16 protein-coding genes and 1 tRNA gene are annotated in these 18,052 nt (G+C 64.1%); 14 read left to right on the plus strand and 3 right to left on the minus strand.

The window, feature by feature from the left end; genetic code table 11:
- The first annotated feature begins 83 nt into the window (after positions 1-83).
- A complete protein-coding gene (locus JN280_RS07615) occupies positions 84-515 on the plus strand; it encodes a hypothetical protein (RefSeq protein WP_202311181.1) in 432 nt (143 codons plus the stop codon).
- A gap of 309 nt (positions 516-824) precedes the next feature.
- On the opposite strand, the gene JN280_RS07620 is transcribed toward JN280_RS07615, so the two are convergent.
- The gene (locus tag JN280_RS07620) at positions 825-1,817 is read right to left on the minus strand and encodes a restriction endonuclease (RefSeq protein ID WP_244743081.1); all 993 of its coding nucleotides are present in this window, start codon (positions 1,815-1,817) and stop codon (positions 825-827) included.
- A 72-nt stretch (positions 1,818-1,889) separates the two neighbouring features.
- Between JN280_RS07620 and JN280_RS07625 the strand changes: the two genes are divergently transcribed.
- The 5 genes from JN280_RS07625 to JN280_RS07645 all read left to right on the plus strand — a co-directional run bounded on the left by JN280_RS07625 (position 1,890) and on the right by JN280_RS07645 (position 8,953).
- Positions 1,890-3,464: a type I restriction-modification system subunit M gene (locus tag JN280_RS07625; protein ID WP_202311183.1), complete on the plus strand. Its 1,575-nt coding sequence runs from the start codon at positions 1,890-1,892 to the stop codon at positions 3,462-3,464.
- 2 nt (positions 3,465-3,466) lie between these two features.
- Positions 3,467-4,648, plus strand: a complete 1,182-nt coding sequence (locus JN280_RS07630) for a restriction endonuclease subunit S (protein WP_244743486.1) — start codon at positions 3,467-3,469, stop codon at positions 4,646-4,648.
- A gap of 3 nt (positions 4,649-4,651) precedes the next feature.
- Positions 4,652-8,074, plus strand: coding sequence for a DEAD/DEAH box helicase family protein (locus JN280_RS07635; RefSeq protein WP_202311187.1), 3,423 nt, complete (start codon positions 4,652-4,654; stop codon positions 8,072-8,074).
- Positions 8,075-8,369: 295 nt separating this feature from the next.
- Positions 8,370-8,591: an antitoxin MazE family protein gene (locus JN280_RS07640; protein ID WP_244743084.1), complete on the plus strand. Its 222-nt coding sequence runs from the start codon at positions 8,370-8,372 to the stop codon at positions 8,589-8,591.
- Positions 8,588-8,953 (plus strand): type II toxin-antitoxin system PemK/MazF family toxin, encoded by a 366-nt coding sequence (locus JN280_RS07645; RefSeq protein ID WP_202311190.1) that lies wholly within the window; start codon positions 8,588-8,590, stop codon positions 8,951-8,953. Before JN280_RS07640 ends, JN280_RS07645 begins: the two co-directional genes overlap by 4 nt.
- A gap of 507 nt (positions 8,954-9,460) precedes the next feature.
- Here JN280_RS07645 and JN280_RS07650 read toward each other — a convergent pair.
- Positions 9,461-9,550 (minus strand) — tRNA-Ser (locus tag JN280_RS07650).
- A gap of 250 nt (positions 9,551-9,800) precedes the next feature.
- Here JN280_RS07650 and rplU point away from each other — a divergent pair.
- From rplU to JN280_RS07670, 4 genes are all read left to right on the plus strand, one after another.
- Positions 9,801-10,241, plus strand: a complete 441-nt coding sequence (gene rplU / locus JN280_RS07655; RefSeq protein ID WP_202311191.1) for a 50S ribosomal protein L21 — start codon at positions 9,801-9,803, stop codon at positions 10,239-10,241.
- Between the two features lie 24 nt (positions 10,242-10,265).
- On the plus strand, positions 10,266-10,535 hold the full coding sequence (rpmA, locus tag JN280_RS07660; RefSeq protein ID WP_202311192.1) for a 50S ribosomal protein L27: 270 nt from the start codon (positions 10,266-10,268) through the stop codon (positions 10,533-10,535).
- Positions 10,536-10,652: 117 nt separating this feature from the next.
- A complete protein-coding gene (locus tag JN280_RS07665) occupies positions 10,653-11,198 on the plus strand; it encodes a GNAT family N-acetyltransferase (RefSeq protein WP_202311193.1) in 546 nt (181 codons plus the stop codon).
- A 177-nt stretch (positions 11,199-11,375) separates the two neighbouring features.
- Positions 11,376-11,966: a GNAT family N-acetyltransferase gene (locus JN280_RS07670; protein ID WP_202311194.1), complete on the plus strand. Its 591-nt coding sequence runs from the start codon at positions 11,376-11,378 to the stop codon at positions 11,964-11,966.
- 102 nt (positions 11,967-12,068) lie between these two features.
- Here the strand turns inward: JN280_RS07670 and JN280_RS07675 are convergent, their stop codons facing one another.
- The gene (locus tag JN280_RS07675; protein WP_202311195.1) at positions 12,069-12,926 is read right to left on the minus strand and encodes an endonuclease/exonuclease/phosphatase family protein; all 858 of its coding nucleotides are present in this window, start codon (positions 12,924-12,926) and stop codon (positions 12,069-12,071) included.
- Between the two features lie 279 nt (positions 12,927-13,205).
- On the opposite strand from JN280_RS07675, the gene obgE reads away from it, so the two are divergent.
- The 4 genes from obgE (at position 13,206) to JN280_RS07695 (ending at position 18,019) form a co-directional block, all read left to right on the plus strand.
- Complete coding sequence (gene obgE, locus JN280_RS07680) at positions 13,206-14,240, plus strand: GTPase ObgE (RefSeq protein WP_202311196.1); 1,035 nt, start codon at positions 13,206-13,208, stop codon at positions 14,238-14,240.
- Positions 14,241-14,481: 241 nt separating this feature from the next.
- Complete coding sequence (gene proB / locus JN280_RS07685) at positions 14,482-15,624, plus strand: glutamate 5-kinase (RefSeq protein ID WP_202311197.1); 1,143 nt, start codon at positions 14,482-14,484, stop codon at positions 15,622-15,624.
- Between the two features lie 3 nt (positions 15,625-15,627).
- Positions 15,628-16,905: a glutamate-5-semialdehyde dehydrogenase gene (locus tag JN280_RS07690; protein ID WP_202311198.1), complete on the plus strand. Its 1,278-nt coding sequence runs from the start codon at positions 15,628-15,630 to the stop codon at positions 16,903-16,905.
- 514 nt (positions 16,906-17,419) lie between these two features.
- Complete coding sequence (locus JN280_RS07695; protein WP_202311200.1) at positions 17,420-18,019, plus strand: nicotinate-nucleotide adenylyltransferase; 600 nt, start codon at positions 17,420-17,422, stop codon at positions 18,017-18,019.
- The last annotated feature ends 33 nt before the right edge of the window (positions 18,020-18,052 follow it).

The raw sequence follows: 18,052 nt of genomic DNA on the forward strand, positions 1-18,052 counted from the left end.
CGTCGCGGCGATCACCCGAAGGGAGGGCAACACATGGGGCGGTCGGTCTTGGGCGTTGCTCGAGCAGTTGGAAGGAGAAACCAATGCAGGGAGTTGCAGCATTTTTCCAGGCCGTGCGCGACACATGGCATCGTTATTCATGCCCCGACAATGATCGAAGTGGCCCTGGCAGACGCGGGCCGGTTGCGAGGAAAACGCCGGATGATCTCGGCGCCTGGAGAAGCGAGTTCCGGCTGCCAGCGGGAAATGGTGGGTCGGAGCTGCGCTTGTACCGCATGATGGAGGCATTCCGCGTCAATGGCGGTGAGCTGGAGCAAGACTATCCAAGGATGCTGCGCGACGCCGAGATCGCCTGCATGCGATGCCGTTCGAAGAGACGCTGCTTCCGCGAGCTGGAGGCAGGGACTGCCGCGAAAAACGCGGAGCACTTCTGCCCTAACGCCGACCTTCTCGCGATCTTTGCGACCGAGCGGAACGACTCGCTGTGCGGCTCGGCCGGAGGGCCGCGGCAATAACTTCGAACGGCCCTATGGTCGTGTGAGCAGGCGCAGCGCGCACTCGCGCCGCTTAGCGCTTTGAGCAGGTGATACATCTGAGGCATCGCGGCGGCTGATGGTGGGTCGCGTGCTCATAGTGCGCGACGCCTTAGACGGGCTCACGCGCTTCGGCGAATCCGGGAGAGCCTCGGCATCGCCAGGAACATCCTGTCCGACCGCCTGCGCTGCCCGTGAAGCTGGACGTTACGGCACAGGATCGGCGTCCGGCTGGGCCGGAGGAGACGGTGATCTTGAGGGTCGACGAGGGGAAATAGGGCGGGAGCCGGCTCAGGCCGGCCAATAAATCCGTTTGAGGGGCAGAAGCTGCTGTGTTTCGACATCAAGCCGGTCGTAATTTTCTATGACGGCCTCGACCAGCTCGTCGATCGTCATCAACGACAGCGGAATGCTGGCACGCTCGGCTTCGTAGTGGGCATCCTTCGAGAAGCCGCCGGTGGATACATAGAGGCCTTTGTCCTGGGGGTGGCGACCGCCGAGGAAGCTGCGGATCGCCTGCGCCCCCATCGCTCCCTGGCGGTGCTTTACCTCGACCACGATGCGCGGCGCTTCGAAGCCGAAGCCGTCGGGCGAGGCGACGATGTCCTTGCCGCGATCCGGCCCTGCCGGTGAAACGCGCGTCTTGTAGCCCATGGCGCGGAGCAGGCCCGCGACGAGCTCCTGCATGTCGGACCAGTCGAGCGCTGAAACCCGATCCTTCGTGAACTCGATCGCCTTGCTCTGTATGTTCTTGAAGACGTCGTCTTCCGCCTGCGCATCGTCTGCGATACCCGGTGTGGGCGCGGGCTGGTGCGAGTTCATCGCCCGGCGAAGGTCGGCGACGACATCATCGGACAACAGGAAAAGCGTGGAGATCGCGCCGAGGCTGTTGCGGCTGGTGAGGGAAAGAAGGTCGCGGGACACTTCATCCTCCCAGGCGACCCGCCGGACGTTGGGATCTTCCTCGTCGACCGAGGGATCCCGCTCATAATCGCCCACGATCCTGCCGACGAGATACACGCGGCGACCAGGATCATAAGTGACGACGGTATCGCCCTTTTTCATCTCCGTCCTGAACCGATGTATCTGGCCGGCGGCCATCGCCACCCCTTGAGGTGACGTTTCGGGCCACTGCTGCTTCACCTTGGCGGCGATTACCTCGCGGCTTCTCAGGTCGTCGAGGCTGCCGATCTCGTGCCAGCCGATCGCGACCACCCCGCGCTCCTTGAAGACGTCGTATAGTCTGCCCTTGCGCTCCGCGCGCACCATCCAAGCGTTCGCCACCCCAAGCCTCTTTTCCTTTTGGCTGCACCTAGCCTAGGTTGTCGCGACTTCGGGAATCAAGAGCTTGAAAGAATGATCACAGGTGAACTGCGCTCCAAGGTCGATGCCGTGTGGAACGCCTTCTGGGCGGGCGGCATCGCCAATCCGATCGAGGTGATCGAGCAGATCACTTATCTCCTGTTCATGCGCGGGCTGGACGAGGCGGAGCAGCTCGAGGAGAACCGATCGACGCGCACCGGCCAGCCGATGCGCCGCCGCATCTTTGCCGAGGGCAAGGACGGCATCGGTGCGGATGGTGGCGTCGCCTATCAGGACATGCGCTGGTCGCGCCTGAAGAACCGCGACCCCGGCACCATGTTCGGGATCGTCGCCGAACATGTGTTTCCGTTCCTGCGGAACATGGCGGAAGACGGCACGGCGCATGCCACCCACATGAAGGGTGCGCGTTTCACGATCCCCACGCCGGCCTTGCTCGCCAAGGTGGTCGACCTGCTTGCCGAAATCCCGATGCAGGATCGCGACACCAAGGGCGATCTCTACGAATACATGCTCGGCAAGATCGCCACGGCAGGCCAGAACGGCCAGTTCCGCACGCCGCGCCACATCATCGAACTGATGGTGGAAATGACGGCGCCGACGCCGAAGGACGTCATCTGCGACCCGGCCTGCGGCACCTGCGGTTTCCTGGTCACCGCGGGGCAATATCTGCGCGAGAACCATCCGAAGCTGTTCCACGAGCAGGAGACGCGCGACCATTTCAATTCGGAAATGTTCCACGGCTTCGACTTCGACCAGACGATGCTGCGCATCGGCACGATGAACATGACGCTGCACGGCGTCGAGGACCCCGACATCCGCTACAAGGATTCGCTCTCGCAGGAACATGCCGGCGACGAGGACCGCTACAGCCTCGTGCTCGCCAATCCACCCTTCGCGGGATCGCTCGACTACGAGACGACCGCCAAGGACCTGCTGTCGATCGTCAAGACCAAGAAGACCGAGCTTCTGTTCATGGCGCTGTTCCTGAAGCTGCTGAAGCCCGGCGGGCGCGCCGCTGTCATCGTGCCCGACGGCGTGCTGTTCGGCTCGTCCACCGCGCATAAGGCGATCCGAAAAATGCTGGTCGAGGACCACAGGCTGGACGGCATCGTAAAACTGCCGTCGGGTGTGTTCCGGCCTTATGCCGGCGTGTCGACGGCGATCGTACTCTTCACCAAGACCAATTCGGGCGGCACCGATCATGTCTGGTTCTACGACTGCCAGGCCGACGGTTTTTCGCTCGACGACAAGCGCACGCCGCTCCTGTCAGGCGAAAAGCTCGGCGCCACGCCCGGCCACCGCGAGGCCGGGCATTTCGTCAACCTGACGCTTTCCGACAAGGAACTGGCGAAGAACAACTTGCCCGATATCGCCGCACGATGGACGGAACGTCACGGTGCCGAGCGCGACCGTCCACGCACGGCGCAGAGCTTCTGCGTGGCCAAGGCCGAGATTGCAGCCGCCGGCTACGACCTCTCCATCAACCGTTACAAGGAGGTGGTGCATGAGGTGGCCGAACACCGCCCGCCAAAGGAGATCATCGCGGAGTTAAAGGCGCTGGAGACGGAGATTGCCGAAGGGCTAGGGGAACTGGAGGCGATGCTGTGACGATGTCTGTCGCAATTGGCGATCTGACATTGTCTGTCGGCACGTGGAACCCAACACGTCACCCCGAGCAAGAATTCTGCTACATCGACCTTAGCGCGGTAGATCAAACCTCGAAGGTAATCAGCGATGCGTCGTTCCTAAGAGGTCAAGATGCGCCGAGTCGAGCCCGACAACTCGTTGCTGCCGGTGACATTCTGGTATCCACGGTTAGACCGAATCTGAATGCCGTTGCTCCCGTTCCCGACGAATATGACGGCGCTACAGCATCAACCGGCTTCTGTGTGTTAAGACCAAACCCAGAGAAGGTGCTAAGCAGCTACCTCATGCATTGGGTTCGGTCGCCGCAGTTTATCGAGACGATGGTTCGTGAGGCGACTGGCGCAAGCTATCCTGCCGTCAGCGACCGGATTGTGAAGAACTCGCTCATCCCCCTCCCGCCGCTCCCCAAGCAGCTGAGGATCGCGACGATCCTGGACAAGGCGGATGCGCTACGCCGCAAGCGCAAGCGCGCCATCGAACTGCTCGACAGCCTCACGCAGTCGACTTTCTTCGACTTGTTTGGTCATACCAGCGACGACCTTTCCAAATGGGGAAATTTCATTCCACTATCGAACTTGGCCGAGATTGGGTCGGGAATAACGAAGGGTAGGAAGCTGAACGGGCAGCCGACCAGACAAGTGCCTTACTTGGCGGTTGCCAACGTTCAGGATCGCAGGCTTAAACTCACCGGCGTGAAAACGATCGAGGCAACCGAAAGCGAAGTTGCACGATACCGTCTTCATACGGACGATCTCCTGCTGACCGAGGGTGGCGATCCTGACAAGCTCGGGCGCGGTACTCTCTGGGCGGGTGAACTGAAGGAAGCAATACACCAGAATCATATCTTTCGGGTTCGACTGAAAACAGAAGCGGTTCTGCCGTTGTTTTTGAGCTGGCTTGTTGGAAGCCCATATGGGAAACGGTATTTCTTAAGCGTAGCGAAGCAGACAACGGGGATTGCATCCATCAACAAAACACAGCTCTCGGAGTTCCCAACTGTCGTTCCTCCAATCGAATTACAGCGAAAATTCGCCCGATTGGCGCAGGCCGTCAAAACGGAAATGCAGCAGTTGATCTCCTCCTCAAGCAACGCAGAAGTACTCTTTTCCTCCCTCCAACACCGAGCCCTTTCCGGACAACTCTAGCCCATGTCCAATTTCGCCTTTCTCGCCGCCGAGTTTCCGAGCGTCCATGAGGCGGCGGTGGCGGCCGAGAAGCATGCGGCGTCGGACCCGCGGGCGGCGGTGTTTTATGCCGGGCGCACGGTCGAGATCGGCGTCAAATGGGCGTTCAGGAACGATCCGGGCCTGAAGCTGCCCTATCAGGACAACATCTCCGCCCTGCTGCATGAGCCGAGTTTCAAGGCGATCGCCGGCCCTGTTTTCGCCAAGGCGAAATATATCAACCAATTGCGCAACCGCGCCGTCCATGAAGAGCGCACGGTGATCCAGCCCGGCGAAGCGCTCGGCGCGGTCAAGGAGCTTTTCCATGTCTGCTTCTGGCTGGCACGCACCTATGCGCGCCAAGCAAAGCCGGCGGAAGGGCTCGCCTTCGACGCCGCCATACTGTCGCGCCGCGACGAGACGCTGAAGAAGGCCTTCGCCCATCTCAAGGCGCAGCAGGCCGAACTCGAAGCCAGGGACGGCGAGCTGACGAAACTGCTCGCCGACAAGGCCAATCTCGACCAGGAGCTGAAGCGGCTTCGCGCCGAGGTCGCCGCCGCCCGGCAGGCGAGCGAGGCGCTTCCCTCGAGCCACGACTACGACGAAGCCGAGACGCGCGACCGCTTCATCGACCTCCTGTTGCGCGAGGCCGGCTGGGCGCTCGACAGGCCGGAGGATGTCGAATTCCGCGTCGAGGGCATGCCCAACAATGAGGGCGTCGGTTTCGTCGACTATGTGCTGTGGGGCGCCGACGGCAAGCCGCTCGGCCTGGTCGAGGCCAAGCGCACGCGCCGCGACGCGCGGCAGGGGCAACAGCAGGCGAAGCTTTATGCCGATGCTTTGGAAGCCCGTTACGGCCAGCGGCCTGTCATCTTCTATTCGAACGGCTACGAGCACTGGATCTGGGACGATACGCGCTATCCGCCGCGCCAGATCGGCGGCTTCTACAAGCGCGACGAGCTGGAGCTGATCGTCCAGCGCCGCGCCGGGCGCGGAAAACTCGCCGAGACCAGGACTGACCTGAAGATCGCCGGCCGCCCCTATCAGCAACGCGCCATCCGTTCGGTGGCCAAGGTCTTCGAGGAGGACGGCGAACGCAAGGCGCTGCTGGTCATGGCGACTGGCTCCGGTAAGACCCGTACCGTGATTGCGCTGGTCGATCTCCTGATGCGGGCCGGCTGGGTGAAGCGGGTGCTGTTCCTCGCCGACCGCATCGCGCTGGTGAACCAGGCGGCCGGCGCCTTCAAGGCGCATCTGCCGCATTCCGCGCCGGTCAATCTCGTTACCGAACGCACCGGCGAGGGACGTGTCTTCCTCTCCACCTATCCGACGATGATGAACCTTATCGACGGCAAGCGGGACGGCAAGGCGACCTTCGGCCCCGGCCATTTCGACCTGATCGTCATCGACGAGGCGCATCGCTCGGTCTACCAGCGCTACCGCGCGATTTTCGAATATTTCGATTCCTTCCTGGTCGGTCTCACCGCGACGCCGAAGGACGAGATCGACAAGAACACCTATTCGCTGTTCGACCTGGAGGACGGCGTTCCGACTGATGCCTATTCGCTCGACGAGGCCGTCGCCGACGGTCACCTCGTGCCGCCGGTCGCCATCTCGGTGCCGTTGAAGATCGTGCGCTCCGGCCTACGCTATGACGCCCTCTCCGAAGAGGAGAAGGACCAGTGGGACATGCTGGAATGGGGCGATGAGGAAATCCCCGATTCCGTGGATGCGGCCGAAATCAACACGCGCCTGTTCAACCAGGATACGGTCGATCAGGTCATCGCGCATCTCATGCAGAACGGCCTCAAGGTCGAGGGCGGCGACCGGCTCGGCAAGACCATCATCTTTGCTAAGAACCAGGATCACGCTCTGTTCATCGAGGCGCGTTTCAATGCCGCCTATCCGAGCCTCGCTGGACATTTCGCGCGCGTCATCACCTATGAAAGCGGCGCCTATGCGCAAACCCTGATCGACGATTTCTCCAAGAAGACCAAGCCGCCGCACATCGCGATCTCGGTCGACATGCTCGACACCGGCATCGACGTGCCCGAAGTGGTGAACCTCGTCTTCTTCAAGCAGGTGCGGTCCAAGACGAAATTCTGGCAGATGATGGGGCGAGGCACGCGCCTCTGCCCCGACCTCTTCGGCCCCGGCCAGGACAAGGAGTTCTTCCGCGTCTTCGACTATTGCATGAACCTCGAATTCTTCGGCGCCAATCCGGAGATCAAGGAGGCAAGCGCCGCGAAGTCGTTGTCGGAACGGCTGTTCGCGGCCCGGCTCGATCTCGTCCAAGCGCTGGAAGAGAAGGAAGACACGCCGTCCTCCGTGTCGGAGGGGCCTTCGCCGCCCTATGAGCCGCCGGGCAAGGACGATGCTCCGCCATCGGAGCAGCAGATTCGCGCCGACGCGCTCGGCGTCCTGCAAGGCACGGTCGCCGGGATCAATCTCGACAGCTTCGTCGTTCGCCAGAAGCGCCGCGCCGTCGAGAAATACCGGCAGCCGGAGGCGTGGATCGCGCTCGACGACGAGGCGCGCGGCGAACTCGTCGAGGACATCGCGCCTTTGCCGACATCGGTCACGCTCGGCACCGAGGAGGCCAAGCGCTTCGACCTCCTGATGTTCTCCCTGGAGCTGGCGCTGCTCGCCGGCTCGAAGCGCTTCGCCAAACTGAAGAGCGAGTTGCGGGAGATCGCTTCCGCCTTGCAGAGCCAGGCCGGCATTCCTTCCGTCGCAGAACGCATGGAACTGATCGAGGACGTGTTGTCGGATCAGTGGTGGGAAGGCGTGACAGTCTCGCTGCTCGAACTCGTCCGGTTGAGGCTGCGCAACCTCATCCAGCACATCGAGAAGGGGCGCAGGGCGATCGTCTATTCGAACTTCGCCGACGAGATCGGGGAAGGTGTCGAGCTGGAGCTGCCGCAGGTCGGCGAGACCGAGTTTGCCCGGTTCAAGGCGAAGGCCCGGCATTTCCTCAAGGCGCATGAGGACCACATCGTTCTGCATCGCTTGAGGCAGGGCAAGCCGCTCACCTCGGTGGACCTCGCGGAACTGGAAAAAATGCTGCTCGATGCTGGAATCGGCGATGCCGACGACATCGAGAAGGCGCGCCAGACAAGCAACGGTTTTGGCCGTTTCGTGCGTTCCCTCGTCGGGCTCGACCGCAAGGCGGTCGGAGAGGCGTTCGGGGAATTCCTGTCGACCGGCACGGCGAGCGCGACCCAGATCGAGTTCATCAATATGGTGATCGAGCACCTGACCCATCAGGGCAGCATGGATCCCGGGCTGCTTTATGAACGGCCCTTCACCGACATCGCGCCGACCGGGCCGGAACAGGTGTTCGACGAGGAGCGGGTTACGCTGCTTTTCGACCGTATCCGTGAAATCAGCGACAGCGCGGTCGCCTGATCCTGTCAGTCCCGTACAATAGCGAGTAAGGGTTCAAAGCTGTAGAGCGCCGGCCTGCAACAGCGCTTCGGTTGGTCCGCGTCAAGAATCGTTGTCTGTCAAATAGAGGCGTTTCTGGAAGACAACGTCCGTTGTCCGCCACGAATGGCGCTCAAGACGTGTTGAGTGCCAGATCGAGCGCATTCCAGAACTCAAGGGTGGCCGCAGCCTGAGGGGCCGAACGCGGTGTGGACGTGCTGACATCCGAGGGAGGTCCATGCTAAGTTACATGTAACTGAAATTGCGGAGGCCGGTAGTGTCGGCATCGAAGCCCAAGCCTGTTCGGGAGAAGGTGCGCGAACATCGCGAGCGGCTGCGCGCACAGGGGCTGCGTCCGATCCAGATCTGGGTGCCGGACGTGCGTTCACCTTCCTTCCGGACGCAAGCTCATCGTCAGTCGCAGGCTGTCGCTGCCAGCGCTTACGCGCGCGGAGATCAAGCGTTCATCGACGCCGTGTCCGACTGGGGCGATGAATGAGGCGCGGTGAGGTCTGGACCGTCTCCGGGGGCAAGGACTATGCGGGCGAGCCACGCCCTGCCGTCATCGTCCAGGACGACAGTTTCGACGCCACCGACTCCATCACGATCTGCGCCTTCACCACCGACCCGACCGAAGTGCCGTTGTTCCGCCCCGTCGTGGAGCCGAACGAGCGCAACGGCCTGCGCTCCACCTGCCGCCTGATGGTGGACAAGATCACCACTGTCCCCAAGGCCAGGCTTGGCGCCCAGGTCGGGCGGCTCGACCACGAGGACATGGTGCGTCTCAATCAGGCCATGACCGTGTTTCTCGGCATGGCCGTGACACCAAGGGCCCGAAGGGGGAAGCAGGCTGATGTTTGAGGCTTCATCCCGCCCTCCTTCGCTGAAGCTTCGGAGGGCATCCTGCTTCGAATGAGAGCTGGGCGCCAAATCCTGCGTAGCGCCCCCCTTCGGTAAGGCTTCGGAGGGCGCATCAACGGGGGCGCCAAATCCTGCGAAGCGCGCAGCAGGAGAATGCTGATGCCAATCCTGCTATCGAAAAGCCCTCCTTCGCTGAAGCTTCGGAGGGCATCCTGCTTCGAATGAGAGCTGTGTGCCAAATCCTGCGAAGCGCGCAGCGCGAAGCAGGATGAAGGCTGATGCCAATCCTGCTATCGAAAAGCCCTCCTTCGCTGAAGCTTCGGAGGGCATCCTGCTTCGAATGAGAGCTGTGTGCCAAATCCTGCGAAGCGCGCAGCGCGAAGCAGGATGAAGGCTGATGCCAATCCTGCTATCGAAAAGCCCTCCTTCGCTGAAGCTTCGGAGGGCATCCTGCTTCGAATGGGAGCTGTGTGCCAAATCCTGCGAAGCGCGCAGCGCGAAGCAGGATGGCGGAGAGGGGGGGATTCGAACCCCCGATACCCTTGCGAGTATGCCGCATTTCGAGTGCGGTGCATTCAACCACTCTGCCACCTCTCCGCGGGGCGTGGTCCGCCGTTGCCGGCGCGGCGCACTAGATAACGGGTGGGCGCACGCACCGCAAGGCCCCTTCGAAGCGATTTTATAGCCTTTGCCTTGACTTGGCGTCATCGGCGCGTTAGGGACAGCCAGCATCCGGCGTGGGGTCTCTCCGCGCCGGATGTCGTTTGAACCCGAAACAGACTGACAAAAAGACGGCCGGACCGCTTCATGCGGACCATAAGGCCGACCGAACAGCGAAAGGCAAGAAATGTTCGCAGTCATCAAAACGGGCGGCAAGCAGTATCGCGTCGCCGCCAACGACCTGCTCAAGGTCGAGAAGGTCGCCGGCAATGCCGGTGACATCGTGGAATTCGTCGAAGTCCTCGCCGTCGGCGAAGGCGATTCTGTCGAGATCGGCGCGCCCTTCGTGGCCGGCGCCGTCGTCACGGCCGAAGTCGTCGAGCAGGGCAAGGCGCGCTCGGTGATCGCGTTCAAGAAGCGCCGTCGCCAGAATTCGCGCCGCGCCCGCGGCAACCGTCAGCTGCACACCGAGGTCCGGATCTCCGAGATCCTGACCGGCGGGGCCAAGCCTTCCAAGGCGGCCGCGGCGAAGAAGGAAGACGTGGCCGAGGTTTCCGCCGACGCCGAGAAGAAGCCCGCCAAGAAGGCCGCGCCGAAAAAGGCTGCAGCCGCGGCGGAATCAGAGTAAGAACGGGACTGAAGGAGAACACCGATGGCACATAAGAAAGCTGGCGGTTCGTCGCGCAACGGTCGCGATTCCGAGTCCAAGCGTCTTGGCGTGAAGAAGTTCGGCGGCGAGAAGGTGCTCGCAGGCAACATCCTCGTGCGTCAACGTGGCACCAAGTGGCATCCCGGCACCAATGTCGGCCTTGGCAAGGACCATACGCTTTTTGCACTCGAAGCCGGCGCGGTGGCCTTCCGTAAGAAAGCCAACGGCCGAACCTACGTGTCGGTAAACCCGATTACTGAAGCAGCGGAGTAGCCGGTCCCGCACCACAACACCGGCGCCCATCTCGGGAACCGGTGTCCGGCAGAATCCGGAAAAGGATCAGGGGAGATGGGCAACCATCTCCCCTTTTTCGCATCTGGAGGACGGCCAATGCATATTCTGGTTACGAGGCGGCTGACGCTGAGACCGCCGATCGCGTTCGATGCCGAGGACATCGCGCTGTGGCTTTCCAACCGGGCCGTTGCGCGCATGCTGGCCCGCGTGCCTTTCCCCTACGCCCAGGCCGACGCCGAGGAGTGGATCGCCGGCCTCGCCGACGATCCGGACGCGATGGTCTACACCATCCACCGCCAGCGGCTGATCGGCATCGTCTCCATCGAGGGCGCCGGGCCGGAGCCGGAACTCGGCTACTGGCTTGCCGAACCCTGGCACGGCCGCGGCTTCGTCAGCGAGGCCGCCCGCGCGCTGATCGGCCATGCCTTCGCCACGCGCGACATCGCAGCCGTCAGGTCCTCGGCCTTCGTCGACAATCCGGCCTCGCAGCGGGTCCAGCAGAAGCTGGGCTTCAGCGTCTGCGGCGGCGGCAATGCCTGGTCGGTCCCGCGCAACGAGATGGTCGCGATCGTCAAGACCCGGCTGACGCGCGCCGCCTTCGAAGGCGATGCGCATGTCCGGCCGGCGGCCCATGCAGCCTGATGCGTCAACAGAACTGTACCAACGGTCGACCATTCGACCGTTGGAGCGCGCGACTGCGTGGCCCACGCCCGTTGGCGCGAAAGCCAAGCGGCCCGGATGGGCCGCGCCGGCGACTGAGGCCGCCTGGATGCGACTGCATCCAGGCCCATTGATGGTACGCAAATCGAGGAGATTGCGATGATCAAGGAAACGGACGACGATTTCGAGGGCGAAAGTACCACCATAGATTGCCCGGTTCTGGTCACCGAGCGCCTGGTGCTGCGGCCGCCGCACGACCACGACATCCAGGAACTGGCCGAGCTCGCCGGCAACCGGCGCGTCGCGGAGATGCTGTCGCGCATGCCCCATCCCTATGGCGAGGCCGAAGCGCGGGCCTTCATCGCCATGTCCCGGCAGAGGAAGGCCGGCTGCGTCTATGCCGTGACGCTCGCCGACACCGGCGCCTTCGTCGGCTGCGCCGGCCTCAACGCCACCGAGCGCGGGCTCGAGATCGGATACTGGATCGGCGAACCCTACTGGAAGCGCGGCTATGCGACGGAAGCCGCGCATGCCCTGGTCGACCTCGCTTTCCGCGCGACCAACATCGCGGAACTGCACGTCTCATGCCGCGTCATCAATCCCGCCTCGCGGCGCGTCATCCACAAATGCGGCTTCCAGTATGCCGGCCAGGGCATGCTCAACTCGCTGGTGGCCGGCCAGGTGCCGGTCGAACGCTATCGGCTGGATCGGAAGACGTGGGTGAGTTTGAGGAGTTGGGGGAAATTATGAGGCTGGTGAATGGTGAATAGTGAATGGTGAATGGACACGGTCAGGTCCGCCCACTGAGTGGCCGGCGGGCGCCTGACCATTCACCATTTTGCCATTCACCATTCACCACTCCATCTCCACCCACACCGGAAAATGATCCGAACCCGGCGCTTGGGTGTCGATCCAGGCGCGGCGGACGCGGCCGGCGAGGCTGGCCGAGACGAAGCAGTAATCGAGGCGGCCGCGTCGCTCCGGCCTTTGCGTGTCGATCCAGCTCACTTCGCCGTTTGGGCCCTCGATACGGGAGGCGTCGACGGGGTGATGGGCCACGATGCGCCGGCCCTCGGCATAGTCGGCCTCGCCCGCCATCAGCCCATATTCCGGTGAATCCGGCGTCATGTTGAAATCGCCGAGCAGCACGAAATCCTCGGGATGCGGCAGCTCTTCTTCGCCATATTCGGCGGCACCGGTGATCGCGCCTCCTTCCATCGGATAGGCGAAGATCCGTTTCTTGAGGTCGGTGATCTGGAGCATCCGCTCCTCGTGATTGATATGGTCGAGATGCACGTCATAGATCCTGAGGGGCCCGAGCGGCGTGACGATCAGCGCCTCCAGTGCCGCGCGCTGGAAGTTGGCGCGGTCGAAACTGCGGCTGCGGGGCAGGAGAAGATTGCGCGTGGCGAGGATCGGCCAGCGGCTGAGGACCATGTTGCCGAACTGCCGGCGGCGCGTCACAGCGCGTCCGTCGACGATCGACGAACCGCCGTCGATGTCCATGGCCGCGGCGAATGCGGCGAAATGGCCGGGCAGGCGGTCTTTCATCAACGCGACGAGATCGGCGCCGCCATTCTGGGCGAGCCCGCGCGACACCTCCTGCAGGGCGATGATGTCGGCATCCGCCACGCTTGCCGCGATCCGGTCGGGGTCGAAGACGCCGTCGCGGCCCATGCCGTATTGGATATTGTAGCTCACCAGCTTCATATGCTTCTCCCGCACTTGCGTTCCGATAATGTTGCCGCCGGGTACTTCGCGGCAACCTGTCGCCTGCGACTTTCTTCGGGGCAAACGGTCGCAATCCAGGAGCGTCCTTTGGAGGCGCCAAGGGCATTCAGCCACCCGGGCACCATGTCGCTCGAGGATCGATCCCGCCTTCGGGCCGATGCCCTGGCGCTGCCGCGCGAAGCATTGTCGGCAAGACAGTTCAATCCGGCGCGGAAATAGTCTAGAGCAGGGGCCGTTTCACGGCAGATTGACCAGAAGATGAAGTTCCTCGATCAGGCAAAAGTCTACATCCGCTCCGGCGACGGGGGCGCCGGCTCGGTGTCGTTCCGCCGCGAGAAATTCATCGAGTTCGGCGGGCCGGACGGTGGCGACGGCGGTCGTGGCGGCGACGTCTGGGCCGAGGCTGTCGATGGGCTCAACACACTGATCGACTATCGCTACCAGCAGCATTTCCGGGCCAAGACCGGCGTGCACGGCATGGGCCGCAACCGGACCGGCGCCAAGGGTGCGGACGTCACGCTCAAAGTGCCGGCCGGCACGCAGATCTACGAGGAAGACAACGAGACGCTGATCTGCGACCTCACCGAGGTCGGACAGCGTTTCCGCCTCGCGGCCGGCGGCAATGGCGGCTTCGGCAACCAGCATTTCAAGACGTCGACCAACCAGGCGCCGCGCCGCGCCAATCCCGGCCTGCCGGGCGACGAGCGCACGATCTGGCTTCGCCTGAAGCTCATCGCCGATGCCGGCCTGGTCGGTTTGCCCAACGCCGGCAAGTCGACCTTTCTGGCGGCGGTGACGGCGGCCAAGCCGAAGATCGCCGACTATCCCTTCACGACGCTGCATCCCGGCCTCGGCGTGGCGCGCATCGACGCGCGCGAATTCGTGCTCGCCGACATTCCCGGCCTGATCGAGGGCGCGCATGAGGGCGTGGGCATCGGCGACCGCTTCCTCGGCCATGTCGAGCGCACACGCGTGCTGCTGCACCTCGTTTCCGCCCAGGAGGAAAATCCCGGGAAAGCCTACAAGACAGTGCGCGGCGAACTCGAAGCCTATGGCCACGGACTGGCCGAGAAACCGGAGATCGTCGCGCTTTGCCAGATCGACACGCTCGACGCCGCCACCCGCAAGAAGAAGGTCGCGGCGCTGAAGCGCGCGGCCGGCCGCGCGCCCTTCCTGCTGTCGGCCGTCACCGGCGAGGGTGTCGAAGCGGTGCTGCGCACGCTGGCGGGCGAGATCCACGGAGCCAGGGAGGCCGAAGCGCCGGCCGAACCGGACGCGCGGTGGGCAAGGTAGGCAATGAAATGATGATGGCGCTCCACGTTGCCCCCCTCTGTCCTGCCGGACATCTCCCCCACAAGGGGGGAGATCGGCCGGCCGCTTGCCTTTCGCCAATCTGCGACGCTGCAGAACGGACGCCTTCGCCGATGACAGCCGATCTCCCCCCTTGTGGGGGAGATGTCCGGCAGGACAGAGGGGGGCAACGTAAGGCGCGAACTTTCGAGTGTTTCTGCGACGACAATACTGGACTGCACTCATGACGCAGTCGCTCCAGAACTACCGCCGCATCACGGTCAAGATCGGCTCGGCCCTGCTGGTCGACCGCTCTACCGGACTCAAGCGCGAGTGGCTGGCCTCGCTGGTCGACGATGTGGAGGCGCTCACATCAGCCGGGGCGGATGTGCTTGTCGTCTCCTCGGGCGCTATCGCGCTCGGCCGCACCATTCTTGGCCTCGGCAAGCGGGCGCTGAAGCTCGAGGAGAGCCAGGCCGCCGCCGCCGTCGGACAGATCGCACTTGCCGGAGCGTGGTCGGACGAACTCGGGTGCAAGGGGCTGAAATCCGGCCAGGTCCTCGTGACGCTCGGCGATACCGAGGAGCGGCGCCGCTACCTCAACGCGCGCGCCACCATCTCGACGCTCCTGAAAATGCGCGCCGTGCCCGTCATCAACGAGAACGACACGGTGGCGACCACCGAGATCCGCTACGGCGACAACGACCGTCTCGCCGCCCGCGTCGCCACGATGATGGGCGCGGACCTGCTGGTGCTGCTTTCCGACATAGACGGACTCTATACGGCGCCGCCGGCACTCGACCCGTCGGCGGCGTTCATCCCCGTCGTCGACCGCATCACGCCCGAGATCGAGGCCATGGCCGGCGGCGCGGCGTCCGAACTGTCGCGCGGCGGCATGCGCACCAAGCTCGACGCGGGCAAGATCGCGACCACGGCCGGCACGGCCATGGTCATCACGCTCGGCAGCCGGTTGAATCCGCTCTCGGCGATCGACCGCGGCGAGCGCGCCACTTTCTTCCGGCCGAGCGCCAGTCCGGTCAAGGGTTACAAGACCTGGATCGCCGGACAGCTCGAGCCGGCCGGACGGCTGGTGGTCGATGCCGGCGCGGTGGGTGCGCTGCTGTCGGGCAAGTCGCTGCTGCCGGCCGGCGTGAAGCAGGTTGCCGGCAGCTTCTCGCGAGGCGATACGGTCGCCATTCTCGGCCCGGAAGGCCGCGAGATCGCGCGCGGGCTGGTTGCCTATGATGCGGCGGATGCCGTAAGGATCGCAGGATTGAAGACCGCCGAGATTGCGACAGTGCTCGGCTACGAAGCGCGGTCGGCAATGGTGCACCGCGACGACCTGGTCGTCAGCCGGCCGGCCGAGCCGATGCGGGTGGAGGGATAGGCCATGCTCGACAAGCACGCCGCAGACGTCGTTCAACTGATGGCCGGGATCGGCCGCGCTGCGCGCGCCGCCGCGCGACCGCTGGCGATCGCCCCGACATCGGCCAAGAATGCGGCCCTCGACGCCATGGCCGATGCGATCCTGCGCAACGAAGCGGCGATCCTGGAAGCCAATGCCATCGACATGACGAACGGCGTTGAGGCGGGTCTCGCCGGCTCCTTCCTCGACCGGCTGAAGCTTACGCCTGCCCGCATCCGCGACATGGCCGAAGGCATCCGCGCCATCGCCGCGCTGGAGGATCCGGTCGGCCGGGTCATAGCCGCCTGGCAGCGGCCGAATGGGCTCGAGATCGAGCGCGTGCGCACCCCGCTCGGCGTGATCGGCGTGATCTACGAGAGCCGTCCGAACGTGACGGCCGATGCCGGCGCGCTCTGCCTCAAGGCCGGCAACGCGGTCATCCTGCGCGGCGGCTCGGATTCGGCCAATTCCTCGGCCGCGATCCATGCCTGCCTCGTCGAAGGCTTGAAGGCGGCAGGATTGCCGGAAGCGGCGATCCAACTCGTGCCCGTCACCGATCGCGCCGCCGTCGGCGAGATGCTGAAGGGCCTCGACGGCAATCTCGACGTCATCGTGCCGCGCGGCGGCAAGAGCCTCGTCGGCCGGGTGCAGACCGAGGCGAGGGTGCCCGTCTTCGCCCATCTCGAAGGCATCTGCCATCTCTACATCGATCGTTCGGCCGAACTCGACATGGCCGTGGCGATCGCCGTCAACGCCAAGATGCGCCGCACCGGCATCTGCGGCTCGGCCGAGACGCTGCTGGTCGACCGTGCCGTGGCCGCGACCCATCTCGTGCCGGTGCTCGACGCGCTCGCCGCGGCCGGCTGCGAGATCCGCGGCAGCGAGGAGGTCGTCGCCGCGTTTCCTGCGGCGAAGCCGGCCACGGAGGCGGATTGGCGGACCGAATATCTCGATGCCATCATCTCGGCGAAGCTGGTCGACGGCGTGGCCGGCGCGATCGATCATATCGAGACCTATTCGTCCCATCACACCGAAGCGATCGTGGCGGAGGATCAGGCGACGGTCGAACGCTTCTTCAACGAGATCGATTCGGCGATCCTCCTGCACAATGCCTCGACGCAGTTCGCCGACGGCGGCGAGTTCGGCATGGGCGCCGAGATCGGTATCGCCACCGGCAAGATGCATGCACGCGGGCCGGTCGGCGTCGAGCAACTGACGTCGTTCAAATATCGGGTGCGCGGATCGGGGCAGACGCGGCCGTGATCGGTCTTCGTGCGGTCTCTGTTCGAGATCGGCCAGCTTCGCCCACCAAATCATATCCGCGGTCGATGAGATCGACCGTGGGAGCGCGCAACGTCGTGGCCCATGCCCGCTGGCGCGAAAGCCCGAGGACAGGCTCGGCGCGGTCGGATGAGACCCACCGCCGGTCACCGGGCGCCATCATGGATGAAAGTGCGGCGTGTCTTCGCACCCCTCTCTGTCCTGCCGGACATCTCCCCCACAAGGGGGGAGATAGGCCGGCCGCTTGGATTTCGCCAATCGTCAACCTCGCAGGACGAGTGCCGTCATCGATGACTGCCGGTCTCCCCCCTTGTGGGGGAGATGTCCGGCAGGACAGAGAGGGGTATCAGGCGAAACCCTATCCGACTGAAATCAAAAGGCTTTCCGCCCTATTTTCATGGCAGGGGCCATTGCCAAAATGTCAGCGCGGTAGGCGCAATCAATTTTGAGCGACGGCGCATCGCCTTTTGCCGGGGTCCATCCACGGTATCTCAAGATGCCGCATGCTCCGCGCGGCCGGGCGGTCGGGCTGTTCGGCGGTTCGTTCAACCCGCCGCATGGCGGCCATGCGTTGGCAGCGGAGATCGCGCTGCGTCGCCTCAGGCTCGACCAGCTCTGGTGGATCGTCACCCCCGGCAATCCGCTGAAGAGCAAAAGGGAGCTTGCGCCGCTCGCCGAGCGCATCCGCTGGTCCGAGACGATCGCGCGGGATCCGCGCATCAAGGTCACCGCCTTCGAGGCGGCGCATCATGTCCGCTACACGGCCGACACGCTGGCCCTCGTGAAGGCCCGCAATCCCGGCGTCGATTTCGTGTGGATCATGGGCGCCGACAGCCTGCGCGACTTCCATCGGTGGCAGCGCTGGCGCGACATCGTGATGACCTTCCCGATCGCCGTGATCGACCGGCCGGGCGCGACGCTGTCATTCCTCTCGTCGGTGGTGGCCAAGACTTTCGACTATGCGCGCATCGACGAGCTCGAAGCGCCCCGCCTCGCCCGCGCCAGGGCGCCGGCCTGGACCTTCATCCACGGGCCGAGGTCGTCCCTGTCCTCGACTGCAATAAGGAAGGCGGCCGAAGAGGCCGCCTCCCGCTGATTCGCTGTTCGGCGGTCGACGAGATCGACCGCC

It is taken from the genome of Mesorhizobium sp. L-8-10 (assembly GCF_016756635.1).
In the GTDB taxonomy this organism is placed as follows: Bacteria; Pseudomonadota; Alphaproteobacteria; order Rhizobiales; family Rhizobiaceae.

What these genes read in the sequence shown, in the direction of transcription:
- JN280_RS07615 (WP_202311181.1), top strand. Translation starts at nt 84, where the DNA reads ATGCAGGGAGTTGCAGCATTTTTCCAGGCCGTGCGCGACACATGGCAT.
- JN280_RS07625 (WP_202311183.1), top strand. Translation starts at nt 1,890, where the DNA reads ATGATCACAGGTGAACTGCGCTCCAAGGTCGATGCCGTGTGGAACGCC.
- JN280_RS07630 (WP_244743486.1), top strand. Translation starts at nt 3,467, where the DNA reads ATGTCTGTCGCAATTGGCGATCTGACATTGTCTGTCGGCACGTGGAAC.
- JN280_RS07635 (WP_202311187.1), top strand. Translation starts at nt 4,652, where the DNA reads ATGTCCAATTTCGCCTTTCTCGCCGCCGAGTTTCCGAGCGTCCATGAG.
- JN280_RS07645 (WP_202311190.1), top strand. Translation starts at nt 8,588, where the DNA reads ATGAGGCGCGGTGAGGTCTGGACCGTCTCCGGGGGCAAGGACTATGCG.
- rplU (WP_202311191.1), top strand. Translation starts at nt 9,801, where the DNA reads ATGTTCGCAGTCATCAAAACGGGCGGCAAGCAGTATCGCGTCGCCGCC.
- rpmA (WP_202311192.1), top strand. Translation starts at nt 10,266, where the DNA reads ATGGCACATAAGAAAGCTGGCGGTTCGTCGCGCAACGGTCGCGATTCC.
- JN280_RS07665 (WP_202311193.1), top strand. Translation starts at nt 10,653, where the DNA reads ATGCATATTCTGGTTACGAGGCGGCTGACGCTGAGACCGCCGATCGCG.
- JN280_RS07670 (WP_202311194.1), top strand. Translation starts at nt 11,376, where the DNA reads ATGATCAAGGAAACGGACGACGATTTCGAGGGCGAAAGTACCACCATA.
- JN280_RS07675 (WP_202311195.1), bottom strand. Translation starts at nt 12,926, where the DNA reads ATGAAGCTGGTGAGCTACAATATCCAATACGGCATGGGCCGCGACGGC.
- obgE (WP_202311196.1), top strand. Translation starts at nt 13,206, where the DNA reads ATGAAGTTCCTCGATCAGGCAAAAGTCTACATCCGCTCCGGCGACGGG.
- proB (WP_202311197.1), top strand. Translation starts at nt 14,482, where the DNA reads ATGACGCAGTCGCTCCAGAACTACCGCCGCATCACGGTCAAGATCGGC.
- JN280_RS07690 (WP_202311198.1), top strand. Translation starts at nt 15,628, where the DNA reads ATGCTCGACAAGCACGCCGCAGACGTCGTTCAACTGATGGCCGGGATC.
- JN280_RS07695 (WP_202311200.1), top strand. Translation starts at nt 17,420, where the DNA reads ATGCCGCATGCTCCGCGCGGCCGGGCGGTCGGGCTGTTCGGCGGTTCG.